Source organism: Deltaproteobacteria bacterium HGW-Deltaproteobacteria-6 (assembly GCA_002840435.1).
In the GTDB taxonomy this organism is placed as follows: domain Bacteria; phylum Desulfobacterota; class Syntrophia; order Syntrophales; family Smithellaceae; genus UBA8904.
Genome location: PHAT01000008.1, coordinates 1 through 13,249, shown reverse-complemented (window position 1 = coordinate 13,249; position 13,249 = coordinate 1). Strand labels below are relative to the sequence as shown.

The following is a 13,249-nucleotide window of genomic DNA, read 5'->3' as shown; positions in this document are numbered from 1 at the left end:
GCGTAATCAAAATATCATCGTCCCTAACCGGATTTCTGATTCTTAAATGATAAAAACTGCTTCACAAAATCGACTTATTTTGCTGGCAGGCGATATCGTCCTGATCGCGGCCTCAGTTTATCTGGGGCCCATCCTGCGTTTTGGAATACTGCTTGACCCAGCGGCAATCATCGATATTTCCGATATTATTACCATTGTATTGTATATTCTCATTCTTTATATATTTGACTTTTATAACCTGGAAAAGAGAACGGGCAAAAGCAGTTTCACCTTACGGTTTGCTTTAGCTGTCATCACGATTAATATGATCAATGTTTCTCTTTTTTACATTCTTCATATCCGGCCATACGGCAGTGGTATTCTTGCGATCAGCGGTTCCTTCGCTTTTCTTTTCCTGCTCACTTGGCGCTTTGCTTTTATGTATTTTCTGGATACGAGAAAACCCCTGAAGGTATTAATTCTGGGCGCCGGCAAATCCGGAAAATCGCTATGTCATGTGCTGCAATCGCGGTCTGATTTTAAGATGGCAGGTTTTGTGGATGATGATCCTGAGAAGCGTGATTTGCAAATAGGGGATTACGCCGTCCTCGGCAATACGTGTGATTTGAAAGAGCTAGTCATAAGACATAAAATTGATTTAGTCATAGTTGCCGCGACGAAGAAAAGATCAATTGAATTTTTTCAAAAACTGGTCGAAGTGAAATTCAGCGGCGTAAATGTATATGAAATGCCCACTTTTTATGAGGAATATTTTGAAGTTATTCCTGTCCTGCATACGACTAATATGTGGCTGGGGTTTGCCGATATTTCCGGCGTCGAACGAAATATCTATAATACGAAACTAAAAAAATTATTTGATAAAGCGATGGCGATTATCCTCCTGGTTATCGCCTTCCCTGTTATGCTCTTGACGGTACTGTTAGTGAAATTGGAATCCGATGGACCTGTCTTTTATTACCAGAACCGCGTCGGTTGGGATGAAAAAATATTCAAGGTAATCAAATTTCGCTCCATGAAGATTAATGCGGAAGCAAACGGCGCCGTGTGGGCACAGGAAAATGACCCTCGTGTCACTCGGGTAGGGAAGATTATTCGGTTGTTGCGCATTGATGAACTTCCTCAGCTTTGGAATGTGTTAAAAGGCGACATGAGTTTCGTCGGCCCCCGGCCCGAAAGACCGGAGTTTGTGGAAAGCCTGAAGAAAGAAATTCCTTTTTACAGTTTACGCCATTCCATCAGGCCGGGCATTACCGGATGGGCTCAGGTCAATTATCCTTACGGCGCTACGGTCAAAGACGCGCTGGCCAAGCTGGAATATGATCTCTATTATATCAAGAACGTCATATTGCCCCTGGATTTGATTATCATTGCAAGGACAGTAAGAACCGTGTTATTCGGCAAAGGTGCAAGATGAACTTTCTTCCGGAGCGGGATGCCGGATGGGTGGGTGTTAAACGGGATATATGCCGGACTAAATGGTGGCAAAAATCAACCTGCGAAAAGGATTGAGTATAAAAAGCAAATGATGAAAGGTGAAAAAATGTCTCCGTATAAAACTGTCATCGCTATATTGCTGTCAGCCTTATTCTGGTCAACTTATGCTCCGGCTGACGATTCGGAAATCAGCAGATCCACATTGACTGGGTTAAAAGGCGTTTATGTTCTGGTAGAGAATATTCAACCTAATATCCAGAAATATGCTCAAAAAGCGGGACTGAGCACGGAACAGATAAAGAAAAATATCGAAAAAAAACTCTTTGCGGCGGGGATCAGAACACTTTCACGCGATGAATGGCTAAAATTGGCGGGAAGGCCTGTCCTTTATGTCAACATCAATACGCATGAAACGGAAAAATACTGGTATGCCTATGATATCAAGTGTGAGTTTCGGCAAATCGTATCGCTCGAGGTCAATCCGAAAGTTAAAACGCTGGCGAACACCTGGTCCGTCAATATTACAGGAATGACCAATATCGGTAATCTGCATCTTATCAAGAAAGACGCGGATGTGCTGCTGGAGCGGTTCATCCAGGCGCACCGGTCGGTCAACAGACGTAAGTAAGGGCCGAAACACTCTTTGCTTTCTACTTGTTTTAAAAACAAAAAGGGGAACGGCTTCTGACATCCATAGATAAGCGCAGAATCGCTCCTGCTGTCTGTCTGTTCTTTCTTTTTATGACGATGACACAGGTAAGTCTTGTTTATGCCGGTGACGATCCATTTACCGGACCTTCTAACTGGGGAGGAACGGGACTTATGGAGACTCCGTCGGCACGGGTCATGCCGGAAGCCAGGTTCAGAGCCGGTTTTACAACAGTCAAACCCTATAATTACTATTACGGCGCTATCAGTCCTGTTCAAGGGTTGGAGTTTGACGGAAAAATTACAGAAGTTATGGATTTACCGTCTCTAACGCCGGCATATGGAAATTACAAGGATAAGAGTCTGGGCATGAAATGGCAGTTTCTTCCCGAAGGTAAATGGTGGCCGGCACTCGCTCTGGGCATTATGGACCCGTTTGGAACCAGGGTTTATCCTTCACAGTATATCGCGGCAAGTAAGCAGTTTTATCCGTTTGATGTTTCCGTTGGTTTCGGCAATGGACGCTATGGGAAAGAACCGCTGCCCTCATCGGGAGAAAGTTTTAAAATGGAGATGCTGACGGACAATTCTTCATGGCGGAAAGACGGACAATTTTTTGCAGGGATTCAGTTTGCCGCCACGGACTGGTTGATGCTTATGGCGGAATACAGTCCGATACGCTATGAGCGGCAGACGACGGATCCCGCCCAGAAGAAATATTTCCCGGCAGGTGTGCCTTCCCCTTTCAATTTCGGCATCCGGCTGAAACCATGGAGTTGGCTGGAAGCCGATCTAAGCTGGCAGCGCGGTGAACAGTTTGCAATCAATGTTTCCATGTCGGTTGATTTCAGCCATCCTTTTATTCCCATCTACGATCATCCATACCGTGAGCGAACAGAAATCGTAAAGAGTCCATTGGAGTATCGCATCGCCAATGCACTTTATGAATCCGGATTCAGCAATATTGCGATTCAGAAGCATGACGACGAATTGCGGATTGAAGCCGGCAACAACAAGTATTATTACAACATGAAGGCCGTCGGAGTGGCACTGGCGGCCGTCAATCAGATCATTTCGAAAACCCCCGCGGCTGACTTCCGAAGAATTCGCCTCGTTCTGACCGACAACAGGATCCCGGTTCTGGCGTTTGAAGCGGATGTTGCCGACGTGCGGGCCTATTACAGTGAAAATATGAACACCCATGAATTTCTTTATCTGTCGGAGATCAAAACCGAAGATTTAAAAAGTCTTGGTGTTGAAAAGCTGCACCAGCGGTATATTGATTATATGTTGAAGCCTGATTTCAAATTGTTTGTCAATGACCCTTCGGGTTTCTTCAGTTATCGGCTGGGCTTGTCCGGCGAGGTTTTGTTTACACCCTGGAAGGGGGGGACTCTGGTGGCAGGATTGTTATGGTATCCTGTCAACACCATCTCGTCGTCCAATACACCGACATCAACGCCGGTGAGAACGGATATTGTTCTCTATCAGCAGCAGACACTGGAAATGGGCTCATTGCTGTTCAACCAGATTCATAAATTCCCGCGTGATATTTACGGCAGAGCTTCGTTCGGCTATCTGGAAGAGCAATATGCGGGCGTCGACTGGGAAGTGGCAAAACCCTTATTTGACGGGAGATTCTTCATCGGGCTTTCCGGAAGCGTCGTAAAAAAGCGGGAGCCGAACAATATTTCCGGATTAAAAAAAGACGATTGGAAAGATCATTATGCCACGGGGTTTTTCAATATCCGGCTGAACATCCCTGAAGCGGAAATTAACGTCGATCTGAAAAACGGTCAGTTTCTGGCGGGTGATCGGGGAACCGTCATAACGGTTTCCAAGAATTTCAACGGGATCATCCTTTCAGCCTGGTACAGTATTACGGACACGTCTGTTTTCAATGATCCGGTTAATATGGGTTATCATGATAAAGGAATCGCACTCAGCATCCCTCTCCGGGCCTTCCTGGGCAAGGATTCCAAAACATCGTATAAAACGTCGGTTGCTCCCTGGACGCGGGATGTGGCCCAGGACATCGGGCACTTCAGCAATCTTTTCGATTTCATCGGAAGAAACGCCAGGGTCTATACCGACAAAGACAAGGGAATGATTCAATAGATCCTTTGCACTGTTTGAATGACTTGGCGTAACCTTTGCGACCGGAGTAATTACAGTGACCTTAAGTACCTTCAGGTTATCAGGTTATTAGATTATCCGTTTGCCCGGTTATTATCGGTATTAACAATCATCAATCTTGGAGAATAAATCATGTCAGAAAAAACAAAACAGATGCGGGACTGTTCCTGTGATTACGAGCCGGATCATGATGGGATAGACTTTTACCACTGTGGGCAGGTCATCTGGAAGCGTCGTAAAATGATCGGCTCTATGATGGTCGCAGCCGTCGTTACGATGATCATCCTGTCTTTTTTGATGACGGACATCTACCAGGCCAAAGCGGTCATTAGTCCCGTAACGGGCAGGGATAGCGGAACTAATACTGCAGGGTTGTCGGCACTGGCCCAGCAACTGGGAGGCTTTCCGGGTGTGCCGTCATCCTCACAAGCGAATGCCTCGGAGATTGTAAGCCTGCTTAATTCCAATATTCTCAGACGGAAGATCATCGAGCAGTACAATCTCATGCCACTATTGTTTTACGGGCAATGGGATCAAGAACGGCGGATCTGGAAGCAGGAATACAGCGTTCTGGGAATGAAACCTTTTAAATTCATCAAGATTCCCGATATCTGGGATGCCTTACGGCTGCTGGAAGAGAACGTTAAAATCAACCGGAATATTAAAGACAATACCATTACGGTTACCGTCGATTTCCATGACCCGAAGCTTGCGGCTCTGATTGCGGATTACTACCTTGTAACGCTGACCAATTATATGAGTAGTGAGGTCAAACGTGTTGCGGCAACCAATCGCCAATACCTCGAAGAGCAGTTGGGAAGCACGACGGATCCGTTTATCAAGCAGAAAACGTATAACTTGATCGCCCAGCAGATCGAGAACGGGATGATGGCGGAGGTTAAGGAAAACTTTGCTTTCAAAATCATTGATCCGCCTATGATGCCGGATAAAAAGATCAAACCGCGACGAAGCGTAATTGCATTACTTTCGCTTGTTATTTCTCTGCTCAGCGGCATCGGTATCGCGCTATTTCTGGAATATTACGAAAAATTAAAAAAGAATAATGGGGAGGTTGTAAAATGAGAAAAGGACTCATTAGTCTCGGTCTTACCACACTATTTATTTCAGTCATGACGTTCACGGTCATTGCACCGGAAATATTTGCGCAGGGTAGTACGCCGATGACCAATATTACGATACAGCCCATACCCGGGTTGGCTCAGGGCCAGAATATGCAGCAGATGAGCTCGCAACAAGCCGAAGCCTATCAGAGGCTTTCGCCGGCGCAGAAAGAAGCGATCCAGACCGAGCTTGTCAAATCAGGCGGACGGTTGAACGCGGAAGCCTTAAAATCCAACCCTGCTTTCAAAAAACTGACCCCGGAAGAGGTGGCCAAAGGGAAGCAGCTTTTAGAACAGAAAGAAAAGAATGACAGCCGGAAGGACCTGAATAAAAGAACATCGCCGGGCGTTGATCTGAAGATCAGTGGAGAGATGTCCAGGGAAAAAACATTTTTCGAACGTTCCCGCAGCGCGGGCAAATATCAGGATATTGCAATCGATCTCAAGCCGTTCGGATTTGATTTTTTTTCCGAGGCGGCCGTCCGGGTGGTGAGCGACCGAAAAGACGGGCCTGTTCCTCTGAAATACAGGATTGGACCGGGGGATGAAGTTAAACTGCTGCTTTGGGGGCGAATCAATGCCCAGCATGATCTTACCGTGGACCGCGACGGTAAAATAACCATCCCGCAGATCGGGCCGCTTTTTGTGGCCGGAATGACTTTTGAAGAGATGTCCAAACAAATCATCAAACAGTCGGAACAGGTGGTGGGGACCAATGTCGATATTTCCATGGGCTCCTTAAAGACGATTCCGGTTTTTGTACTGGGCGATGTTCGCCGCCCCGGCTCTTATACCATTGGCTCGTTTGCAACTATCACCGACGCTTTGCTGCTGGCCGGGGGACCTACGGAAATCGGTTCCATGCGGCATGTTCAGCTGAAACGCAAGGGCCAGCTTATCACGACCTTCGATCTGTATGACCTTTTATTAAAAGGGGATAAATCGAAAGACGTGACGCTGATGGCGGGCGATGTGGTCTTTGTTCCGGTAACGGAACTGATGGTGGGCATAGCCGGAAACGTCAGACGTCCGGCCATTTATGAACTCCGCGGCCGCCATGATCTGGAAAGCATCATCGAACTGGCCGGAGGTATTGTGCCTGCCGCCTATACCCAGCAGATCCAGGTGGAACGGATTATCAAAAGCGAACGGCAGGTTATTTTAGATATCAATGATAAAAATCTGGAGAAGGCGGCTGCCGTGAAACTTCAGGATGCCGATCTGATTAAAATTTTTTCCATTGTGGATACGAACGTCAATGTGGTCACGCTTCATGGCAATGTGAAGCGGCCGGGTAAATATGAAATCAAAGCGGGGATGAGGCTTTCGGATCTCATTAAGGATGCCGGTGAACTACTGCCGGAAACCAATCTGGAATACGCGCTGGTGAAAAGACTCAAACCACCGCAAATGACGAGCGAGCTGATCCCTTTCAATCTGAAAAAACTGCTTCAGAAGGATCCGGCCAGCAATATCGAATTACAGCCACAGGATCAGGTGTATGTTTTTAATCAATGGCAGTTCAAAGACAAACCTGCTGTTTTGATAGAAGGCGAAATCCGGGGCGATTGTCAGGTTGCACAGGATATGATTATGGATCAGAAAAAGGTCGATGCCGAGCTGGTCCTTCAGGACTTGAAAAGCATGGAGGATGATCTGCGAAAACAAGGGCTTTATAATCTTGCCAATGCTGCAAAAGCTATCGGTGAAGAGACTCAGAACAATGGCCGCACGCCTGCCGAAAGCGTACGGATTTTAAAAGGCGAACTGGCCCGAATGGGACGGCCGGATCTGGTTGACCGTCTGCAGAGCATGGAAAACAGGCTGAGAATCACCTGCAGTTTCGGCCTGGTGGGTAATATGCGCGTCAAGGATGTCATCTTAAGCGCCGGCGGACTGACCAACGACTCGTATCTGGAAAAAGGTGAGATTATTCGAACGTCTCCCGGGAGGGTTTATCAAACGCTGTATTTCAATATCGCGCGGGCCATGGAAGGAGATCCCGAGCACAATCTGGTCATGCAGGGCGAAGACCGCATCGTTATCCATTCCATCTGGGAGCAGGTCTATAAGAAAAGTGCGGTGATTGACGGTGAAGTTGCCAAGCCCGGAAGTTACCAGTATACGGAAGGGATGACCGTTCGCGATCTGGTATTCAAGGGCGGAAACATACTGGAATCGGCCTACGAAGATGAAGCGGAAATCTCTTCTATTGTTATTGAAAAAGGACAAAAAACGGCCAGGACGGACAGGCGGGTGATCAATTTAAGAAAAGCCCTGGAGGGCGATCCGGTAAGTAACGTGGTTTTACAACCTTATGATCGTTTGCTGGTGAAGAGAATCCCCGATTGGGGCGCCATGAAATTCGTTACAATTAGCGGAGAATTCAGGTTTCCGGGCCGTTATGCCGTGCACAAAGGAGAAAAACTTTCATCGCTGATTGAGCGGGCGGGAGGCTATACCCCCAATGCGTATCTGCGGGGATCAATGTTTATCCGGCAAAGCGTTAAAGAGCTTCAGCAGCAGAACCTTGAAGATATCGCCAAGAGAATGGAAAGAGAACTGCTGGTTTCCGGATCACAGGCGGTGTCCAAAGCTTTGTCCGCGGAGGAAATTAAAGCCAAAGAAGTAGAGATGGCGCAGAAACAGAAGTTTATCGAAGCCCTGAAAGCCCTGAAAGCCCAGGGAAGAATGACCATTCAACTGGCGAATGTTCGCCTGCTGAAAGGAAGCGAGTATGATATCGAACTGGAGGACGGCGACAGACTGCACATTCCTCAGAGAAACAATGTCGTTACCGTCATGGGCGCTGTGTTTTCCCAAGCCAGTTACATCTACAGCGATCAATGGAACTATCAGGATTACATAGGAATGGCCGGCGGGTATTCACGCTATGCCGATGAAGCATCGACCTTCGTTATCAAAGTGGACGGCAGTGCCCGAAAACTGGGAAGAGGGTTCCTGGAATGGAATGGCACCCGGTCCCGCTGGGAATTCACCGCGTTCGGTGAGAAAGTCAAAGATATTGAACCCGGCGATGTGATCATTGTGCCGGAACAGTTCGAGCGGATAGCCTGGCTTCGTGAGCTTCGCGACTTCACCCAGATTCTTATGAATACGGCTGTTGTGACCGCAGTAGTTCTAAAATTATTTTAGACAAGAATAAATCCAATGCTCAGTTTTTCCCTGATTTGAAAAAACCTGACAGCTTGTGCACTAAACCTTTTCGGAACACATCGTAAGAAATTTCGGAACCCTAAATAAGGACATCCCTGATTGAACATCTCATCCGTTATCTATATTTTGTATCCGAAGATCGGCAGCAAACCCAGTCCGGCCGATTCAACGGGAAACAGATGAATCAGGTGATTAATTGTCCGAGAAGGAGGGAGTGATGGAAAAAATAAAATGCAAGAAACGTTTGGTTATCTTGATTGTGTTTCTTTTTTTTGTGACATGGATTCCGCAGGCGAGTTATAGTCAGCCCGCAGCAGCAGGTGCAGGCGCCGGGGCAGCGCAGGGCGCAGGAGCAGGTGCAGGAGCAGGTGCAGGTGCAGGAGCCGGCACAGGCGCTGGTGCAGCAGGCGCTGGTGCAGCAGGAGCCGGTGCGGCAGGGGCAGGTGCGGCAGGGGCAGCAGCAGGAGCAGCGGGTATTGCCGGAATCGGAGCAGGAACGCTGGCAATTGGTGCAGCCGTTGCAGCAGCAGCGGCAGCAGCAGTTGCGGTGGCAGCGGGTTCCGGTTCTTCATCTACGTCAGGAACACCTGTGCAACATTAGAATCTTTTCACTTCTTCTGAAAAGATGATGCTGATTCTATGAGTATTGAACCTTGATACATTACAGGGTCATCGCAGCTTTATTTATCGTTCTGGCCTGTTTGTCACCCTCCGTATTGTATGCCGGCCAGCCTTCGGACATGGAAATCAATAACGTGTTGTCCGTATCGGAATCCCTGTTTCAGGCAATGAAGGAGAAACAATATCCAAAAGTCTGGACGAAGATTACGGAAAAGACCAAAGATAAGACCATTGATTCCACATACCGGGAACTGAAGAAATCCGGAAGCCCTACCCCGAGGGAAACAATCGAAGATGATTTCCGGCAGGGGGGAGCCATATCCAAAGCTTATTGGGATGGATATCTGTCGTTTTTCGATCCACGGCTGGTGCTGGAACACAGCAAATGGACCATCGGAATGATCGGGCGTGATAAAGCCGAAATCAACATCCATTTTAAAAAGTCCCCTCATCCGGCAGTCCTTCAATTATTCAGGGAAAATGAAATATGGAAAGTCGGACTGCACGAAACGTTCGGCGGCCGGAGTCTTCTGCTGTTTTAAGAAAACGATAAGCGGCGTGAAGCCGGTAAAGATTGGCGAAGACTTCCGGACGCGTTTAGCGACGTTTGATGCAATGATGGTGGGGCTGCTTTGGGCAGCTCTTTTTTTTTTAATATCGGCAAAGTACAAAACGTCTGAAAGCCTTTTGGAAGTTTGTCTTTAAGAAATATCGATGCCGTGAATAGGGGAATCCCTGATTGTTGAAGATATTGGAATCAAGTATTTTATCATCATGATGGATTAGAGTTTTTTATGAGGGGAATCCCCGGTGGGGGTGTGTGAAAACAAACAGGTAAAGCATTCATTGTTCAGGAAGAAAGGAGAAAACAATGTGTAAGAGAGATTTTAACATTTTGATGATCCTGATGATCATGGCCGTAATTCCATGGGGAATTGGCGTACGTGATGCTCAGGCGCTCAATACGGGGGCTAACGGGTATTATATTCCGGATTATTTTACGACCCCCAACTGGGCGAATAGTCCGCCGCTGGCAAAATTTGTCGACGGCCTGCCGGGAATTTGCGGGGCAACCCCCGGAGCGAATACAATCGGACAATGCATTCCCATTGCCGTCCCCGATAGGGATACCTATGCCGGATCCGATTACTATGAAATCGAACTTGTTCAGTACCGTGAACGGATGCATACGGCCTTTGATGCCGTGAACAACCTTGACAAAACGCTTGCCACGGCCGGTGGCACGAAACTGCAGGGTTATCGGCAGACAAATGGCGGTGCAGGCTTGCTGACACCCCATTATCTCGGTCCGATCATCATTGCCAAGAAGTATGATCCCAACTATGCGCCGGATGCGCCATTGCCCGGCGGTGGAACGAATGGCCGGCCGGTGCGTATCAAGTTCACCAACAGTCTGCCTGCCGGTGACCTCTTTCTCCCTGTCGATACCACCATTATGGGGTCAGGGGCATTCAACGTCAATTATAACCCGGACACCAAGGCTCTTCTGGAAGTGCCCCTTTCCGGTAATTTTTCCCAGAAGCGCGGTTCTCTCCATCTTCATGGCGGTAGAACGCCTTGGATCAGCGACGGAACCGCTCACCAGTGGACGGCTCCGGTAGGCGCGGCTACAACATACCCCAAGGGTGTCAGCGTGGGCTATGTGCCCGATATGTGGTTTGACGCAACAACAGGCGCGACGATTGATGCCTGCAAACTCCAGACGACTTGCCAGGTAGCCAATGCCACCAACAATCCGGGCGCGGGAAAACTGACGTATTATTATACCAACCAGCAAAGCTCGCGGCTGATGTTTTATCATGACCATGCCTGGGGCATTACGCGCCTCAATGTCTATGCCGGAGAAGCCGCCGGTTATCTGATTACGGATCCGACGGAAGAAGCGGCCATCACGGCGGGGCTCCTTCCCAATATCTGCCCCGGCGGCGGTGCAGCTGAATGTGCATATCGTTATGGAATCCCTCTGGTCATTCAGGATAAAACCTTTGTCAATGCCTCGCTGGGCGGCGACGCAACCGTCTATACGATGGCAACCGATCCGACCTGGGCATGGGGCTCCGTACCGGGGCAGCCGACCGGAACAGCCACAACAGGCGACCTCTGGTGGCCGCATGTTTACATGCCTGCCCAGAACCCTTTCAATCCGAACCTGAGCGGTGTTAATGACATGGGACGCTGGCACTATGGTCCGTGGTTTTTCCCGTCAACCCCGACTTGCGGATCGACGCCCGATGCCACACCGCCCTGGTGTATCACCAATGGGCCGGTAACCAATCCGTATGCCAACGGTACCACGCAGCCTCCGCAAATGCCCGGAACACCTAACCCGTCCTGGGGCGCGGAAGCTTTCCTGGATACCATGCTGGTTAACGGGACAGCTTATCCAACCATTACCCTGGCACCGGGTCAGTACCGTTTCCGTATTTTGAATGCCTCTCATGACCGGTTCCTGAACCTGCAGCTTTACCGAGCGACGACGGGGATCGTTTCCGGATTTTCCGGTCTTTCCGGCGGCAGCGGCTATACTTCGGCTCCCGCAGTGACCATTACCGGCGACGGTACGGGCGCTACGGCAGTGGCCACAATTTTGGGTGGAGCGGTAAACGATATCACGATAACCACAGTCGGCAGCGGGTATACAACGGCTAACATAACCATCGCTCCCCCCGCATCAGGCGTACAGGCGACGGCAACTGCAGTTGTTTACACCGCGGCCCCGACAGAAGTCGGCATGGTTCCGGCTGCTCAGTCTCCCGGCTTTCCGGATACCTGGCCTAAAGACGGCCGGGAAGGCGGCGTTCCCGATCCGGCAATGCGCGGACCTGCATTCCTGCAAATCGGCACCGAAGGCGGGTTTTTGCCAAAGCCCACCGTGCTGAATAATCAACCTGTACAGTGGAATCTCGATCCGACAATGTTTAATGTCGGCAACGTCCTCCCGCAGAGAGACGGCGGTGGAACGCTGATTCTGGGTCCCGCGGAAAGAGCCGATGTTATTGTTGACCTGACCAGTTTTGCCGGCCGGACGCTCATTCTTTACAATGATGCTCCGACGGCATTTCCGGCGCTGGATCCTCACTATGATTACTACACCGGCGCGCCCGACCGCAGAGATATCGGCGGTTACAAGCCCATTCCGCCCGGTGTTGGCCCCAATATCCGAACGGTGATGCAGATTGTCGTATCGGGAACTCCGACGACGGTGGTTCCCGACGGTTACAACGCCGGTACCTTGTCTGCTCTGGAAACGGCATTTGCCGGATCGACCGGTATTTTCCAGAAGTCTCAAGATCCAATCATCGTGGGTCAGACGGCTTATAACACGACCTATGCAACAACATTCCCGGCAACGTGGCCCAATTGGGGTTTATCGCGGATTTCCGATGGTTCGATAAGCTTCCAGAAGGTGGATGGGACGGTTATGAGCAACTTTGTCATGAAAGCGAAAGCCATTCATGATGAAATGGGCGCCACTTTTGACGATTACGGACGCATGAGCGCCAAACTGGGATTGGAATTGCCATTCACCAATGCCGCGATCGCCAACTTCATACTCCAGAATTTTGTCGATCCCGCAACGGAAAAAGTAAAACCGGGTGAGATTCAAATTTGGAGGATTACGCATAACGGCGTGGACACGCACCCCATTCACTTCCATCTCTTCGACGTGCAGGTGCTGAACCGTGTCGGCTGGGACGGCTTCATTCGCCTGCCTGATGACAATGAACTGGGCTGGAAAGACACGGTCCGGATGAATCCTCTCGAAGATACGATTGTCGCTTTGAGACCGGTTCAACCCCAGGTTCCTTTTACGCTTCCCAATAGTATCAGGCCGCTGCATCCGGCGATGCCGCTGGGTTCGACGGAAGGCTTCTCGTCAATGGATCCGGCAACCGGAGATCAATGGGCCACGCCTCAAACCAACCAGATGGTCAACTTCGGTCATGAGTATACATGGCACTGTCATATTTTAAGCCATGAAGAAAACGACATGATGCGTCCGATAGTATTGAATGTTGATCAGCTGCTTTATGCAGTCTTGGGATCCAGCCTCTGGCAGTGGGATATGGGCAGCTGGACTCAGATTAATG

The 13,249-nt window shown here is 49.3% G+C and carries 7 protein-coding genes and 1 pseudogene; 7 read left to right on the top strand and 1 reads right to left on the bottom strand.

The features are described from left to right. Positions 1-46: 46 nt before the first annotated feature. The 5 genes from CVU71_16195 to CVU71_16175 all read left to right on the top strand — a co-directional run bounded on the left by CVU71_16195 (position 47) and on the right by CVU71_16175 (position 8,495). A complete protein-coding gene (locus CVU71_16195; GenBank protein ID PKN17322.1) occupies positions 47-1,414 on the top strand; it encodes a sugar transferase in 1,368 nt (455 codons plus the stop codon). Between the two features lie 18 nt (positions 1,415-1,432). Continuing rightward, positions 1,433-2,062: a hypothetical protein gene (locus CVU71_16190; protein ID PKN17321.1), complete on the top strand. Its 630-nt coding sequence runs from the start codon at positions 1,433-1,435 to the stop codon at positions 2,060-2,062. Between the two features lie 113 nt (positions 2,063-2,175). Continuing rightward, on the top strand, positions 2,176-4,200 hold the full coding sequence (locus CVU71_16185; GenBank protein ID PKN17320.1) for a hypothetical protein: 2,025 nt from the start codon (positions 2,176-2,178) through the stop codon (positions 4,198-4,200). Positions 4,201-4,350: 150 nt separating this feature from the next. Then, on the top strand, positions 4,351-5,301 hold the full coding sequence (locus CVU71_16180) for a hypothetical protein (protein PKN17319.1): 951 nt from the start codon (positions 4,351-4,353) through the stop codon (positions 5,299-5,301). Then, entirely contained in the window at positions 5,298-8,495 is a 3,198-nt protein-coding gene (locus CVU71_16175) for a hypothetical protein (protein ID PKN17318.1), read from the top strand. The genes CVU71_16180 and CVU71_16175 overlap by 4 nt, the downstream gene beginning before the upstream one ends. A gap of 330 nt (positions 8,496-8,825) precedes the next feature. Here the strand turns inward: CVU71_16175 and CVU71_16170 are convergent. Beyond that, positions 8,826-9,029: pseudogene (locus CVU71_16170) on the bottom strand (tellurium resistance protein TerA). 140 nt (positions 9,030-9,169) lie between these two features. Between CVU71_16170 and CVU71_16165 the strand changes: the two are divergent. Beyond that, a complete protein-coding gene (locus CVU71_16165) occupies positions 9,170-9,679 on the top strand; it encodes a hypothetical protein (protein PKN17317.1) in 510 nt (169 codons plus the stop codon). Positions 9,680-11,517: 1,838 nt separating this feature from the next. Continuing rightward, positions 11,518-13,249 (top strand): hypothetical protein (locus tag CVU71_16160; GenBank protein ID PKN17420.1); only part of this gene is annotated, 1,732 nt, incomplete at its 3' end.

What these genes read in the sequence shown, in the direction of transcription:
- CVU71_16185 (PKN17320.1), top strand. Translation starts at nt 2,176, where the DNA reads ATGACGATGACACAGGTAAGTCTTGTTTATGCCGGTGACGATCCATTT.
- CVU71_16175 (PKN17318.1), top strand. Translation starts at nt 5,298, where the DNA reads ATGAGAAAAGGACTCATTAGTCTCGGTCTTACCACACTATTTATTTCA.
- CVU71_16190 (PKN17321.1), top strand. Translation starts at nt 1,433, where the DNA reads ATGCCGGATGGGTGGGTGTTAAACGGGATATATGCCGGACTAAATGGT.
- CVU71_16180 (PKN17319.1), top strand. Translation starts at nt 4,351, where the DNA reads ATGTCAGAAAAAACAAAACAGATGCGGGACTGTTCCTGTGATTACGAG.
- CVU71_16195 (PKN17322.1), top strand. Translation starts at nt 47, where the DNA reads ATGATAAAAACTGCTTCACAAAATCGACTTATTTTGCTGGCAGGCGAT.